This is a genomic window from Microcystis sp. M179S2, from assembly GCF_020245805.1.
GTDB classification, from domain to species: Bacteria; Cyanobacteriota; Cyanobacteriia; order Cyanobacteriales; family Microcystaceae; genus Microcystis; species Microcystis aeruginosa.
In genome coordinates this window covers 1-3,743 of sequence record NZ_JADBUE010000095.1, presented here as the reverse complement: position 1 = coordinate 3,743, position 3,743 = coordinate 1, and the positions used below count along the sequence as shown (strand labels likewise).

The 3,743-nt window shown below is 37.2% G+C and carries 3 protein-coding genes; 2 read left to right on the top strand and 1 reads right to left on the bottom strand.

Annotated features, from left to right (window positions below):
• Positions 1–356: arginase family protein (locus tag IM500_RS05575; RefSeq protein ID WP_287737926.1), on the bottom strand; the 356-nt coding region annotated here is incomplete at its 3' end.
• A 794-nt stretch (positions 357–1,150) separates the two neighbouring features.
• Between IM500_RS05575 and IM500_RS05570 the strand changes: the two genes are divergently transcribed.
• Both IM500_RS05570 and IM500_RS05565 read left to right on the top strand, forming a co-directional pair.
• A complete protein-coding gene (locus tag IM500_RS05570) occupies positions 1,151–1,705 on the top strand; it encodes a GIY-YIG nuclease family protein (protein ID WP_012267255.1) in 555 nt (184 codons plus the stop codon).
• Positions 1,706–1,708: 3 nt separating this feature from the next.
• On the top strand, positions 1,709–3,319 hold the full coding sequence (locus IM500_RS05565; RefSeq protein WP_147070683.1) for a DNA sulfur modification protein DndB: 1,611 nt from the start codon (positions 1,709–1,711) through the stop codon (positions 3,317–3,319).
• Positions 3,320–3,743: the final 424 nt, after the last annotated feature.

Sequence of the window (3,743 nt, the reverse complement as noted above, 5' to 3'; positions counted from 1 at the left end):
TGTTCACCCCCGACGGCGACGACAAATTTATCATCGGCAATTAAACGCGAAACTGTAGCTGTGGTGACGGCTAACATCTCCTCGGCGGACAATTGCGGTTGCTGACGGGTATCTGCGATCGCATCATGGGTATAGATGCCCACTTCTAAACAGGTTTCCCTCTTAAGTTCCTCGTCATAAGCTTCCAATTGTTGGGAAGCGGTAATCACCGCCGCCGGTCCAGTTTCACAACCCTTGCGATAGGTGGTGGTGGCCTCGTAGGGAATCGGCAGGATCACGGCCTTAGCTGTGGCGTAAGTGGCGATCGCTTCACTACCTAAAAATTGTTCGCTACCGGTGGCGCCAGACAATAACATGGGCAAGTCACAGAAAATTTTAGTCCAATCTTCTATTATAAATATTTTGATTATTTTTGTCTATCTCAACTGACCCCAGACATATCTACTACAATAGCCAAAACCCCTTATCTATCAATAGATACATCCCTTAACTTTTTTTGCTGTACCCATGTTTATTGTAATATTTCTCAATGGACAGGGAGGGAGCATATTTGCTAAAACCGAGTTAGATTTATTGGGGGTTTCCTTGATTTCTACCGGGTAAGGGGGCATCAGAAATTCTCTTAATCCCTCCCAAAGCACAGGTTATGGCCTTTTGTCAAGGGGGAAGTTCAGATCTTAATTGAAAATATAAGTAGAGATTAGCGATCGCTAAATTGGAAGCCATGAGTAAATTTACTTTATATTATGACTGCGATGGTAGTTTAAAAACTCTTGAACTGCCTTTAATCCTTGTCAATTCTCTCTGCATAGCTTCAAATACTTGACATTTTTAGTATATTTGAATTACTCATTAGGGATAACTATCTGACATTAAACAGGAATCTTGACTCTTCTGGTTTCTGTGTGGAAACGAGGTCTATACTGATAGTCTATGCCGCAAAATAGTCCTAAAAGTCTTGCCTGATAAGTATTTCACGATTTCATAAGCAAAAATTATCACACAAAGTCGAGAAGATCCGAATCTTCTTTACATTATGTTATTGAAGGGTTTCATTTGGGAATGATATAATTGCACGGAGAGATTACAAGTCACTCTATAAAATCCTCAAAAGCGGGAATGGGCTAATTCTGAGTCTCAGCATATCATCATGGAAGAAACAGTTCACGACAATTTTTTCAAAAAATTTACTGTGGTAACAGCTACTAGATCTGCTGCAGATTATCTCCCGGAGTCATCGGGTGTTTACGCTTTCTATCATGCGTTTGATTTTTCTGAGCATGATTTGTGTGGTAATATCAAGACTCGCTTGCAAAATACAGTGTTTAAAACAAAATTTTCTGAGAATAATGATAGAAGCAAATTTACCATAGATATCTGTGGAGAGCCAGTTAGTTTATCTCAGAATATGGAATATTTTCTTCAAGAAATTTCTCAACCAAAGGAGCGAAGAATTCTGAAAGAGTTTCTAATTTCATGTAGCATTTTACAGCATCCAGAATATATTGGCACGGCAAACAATTTAAGAATGAGATTTCTTCAACACTTGGAAAGAGAGGATGGTTTTTTATCAAAACATGGAAATTCAAGATCGAATAACGAATTTTTGTTTATTTCCTTTCCTTGTCCGAAAAATATTTCTAGACAATTGGAAAGCTTATTAATTCAATTATGTCAACCCAAATTCAATACTCAAAGGAGTTAAAATATGGAACTAGATAATCAGTCTCCAGAAACTATTGAATATAAAGCAATCACTGGTAAGTTTGGTGAAGTTAGATACTTTATAACAACCTTAGAACAAAGTGATGCAGTAGAAAACATTCGATTTGCTGACGAGATACAAGGCAGCTGGAGCTTCTCCGAAAGAGTCCAGAGAAAACTCGATGAAAAAAGAGCGGAAACAGAAATATTTTCCTACTTAGCTCAAGGGGGAATTAGGTTTTTTAATTCAATTGTAGTCGTCCTTTTGCCAAACTCAAATGAGCAACGAGAGTTCTGGGATTTTTCTACAGTTAGTAGTCAAGGTAAAACTGTAGAAAAATGGGTTAATTTAAAACTGTACAAAAACGTTGCTAGAATTGTCATTGATGGACAACATAGATTACTTTCTCTAAAAAGATACTGGAATGCTCACACAGGCAAAGAACCATTAAATTCTCAACAGTTAAAAGATAGCTTTGATTGCTCTGAAACCTTTGATATACCAGTTGTTTACTTAGTATTTAGAGAACTTGGAAGGGTAGGCTATAGCAATGCAAGCGAAACTATTAGAGATGATATTATCAAAGCGACTCGTAATATTTTTACAGTTATAAACAAAACTGCAAAATCTATTGATAAACAAACTCAATTATTGCTAGATGACAGTAAAATATCAGCATTAATTCCCAGAAAAATTTTGGAAGAAAAAGTGCTTGAAGACAAATATGTTAAATGGTCTTCTACAAACAGTTTAAATCAAGCAGATCCTTATCTAACTACACTAAATTTAATTAGTGAATGTACTATGGAAATTTTAAAAGACTCCCCGCAAGCTTTAAAAAAATCATTTAATTCACCTAATGAGCGACAAATGGCTTTAAAAGATTACTATGATTCTCATCCTAATTTGTCACAAATAGGCACAAAAGCTGTACTTAATTGGTTTTTTAACGAACTTCAACCATTTAAGGATTGGATATCACAGCTAAATTATTTAGAGGTAGATGTGCCGATTCAACCAGATCAACCGCAGCTGAAACCTAGCCAGAAAGCAGCGATAAAAAGGTTACGGCAATCCAGTATTTTATACACAGTTTTGGGACAAAAAATACTCTTTTTTGCAGTTTCGAGATATTTACTTAGAGTAAGAAAAGAGTATCGGATTACCGCCACTCTTAGCGCTATCTCAGATAGTATTAAGAAAATGGATCAAGAAGGTTTTTTTCAAAGAAACCAACCACACTGGTCTAATATCATAGTGCAGCCTAATGAAAATCTGAGCATTCTTACTAAAGGTTCTGGAGCCGATAAATGTGTAGAACTTGTCAAAATAATATTATCTGATACCTCTGATGGTGTAAGAGAGCTAATAAAAAAGACCAAAGAGGAAATTAGTCCTGATGTTAACTGGAATGAACATTTAATTTCTAAATGGAAAAAAGAGTTTCATGTCATCCTACCTAGAGTAGATTTGATTGATGAGCAACTACAAGAATCGTCTGAATCGGAGGATTTATTTTCTGAAGTTAGAGAGAAGCTAGACTCTTTTGAAGAAGAAGAAAACGAATTTGCTAAAATTGAATACGATGGGGATATTTTTCAAGAAAATGAATAACTGAACTATTAAACGCCAAGGAATTTGAGAATAACGCAATTGTATCGGAAGGGTGAGTTCCCTAATGCAACTTCTACCGCTCCACTAATAGATTTTTGGGGAACGCACCATGCACATTGATTGAAGTTGTAAGTCTAGGCGTTGCAGAATCAAGGTATGAATGCCAACTGTGCATCGTATCCAAAAGTTAGTTTGGGTCTAGCGGCAAGATGTAGGCAGAGTTTCAAGGGGTGACAAGGCGACTAAAAGGCTTGCTGGATAAGGCGCATAGCCGTTAGACCCCTAGAAAAATCGGGGTGGTTTCCTGGCTTGAGGCGGATCAAAGAAAAGGCGAGTTCCGAGTACGCGCTCATCGACTCGATCCAGAAGCTCCCATAAGTGCCTATCCAAAAATCGCTATTTCTTTCCGTACCGCGTTTCGCTT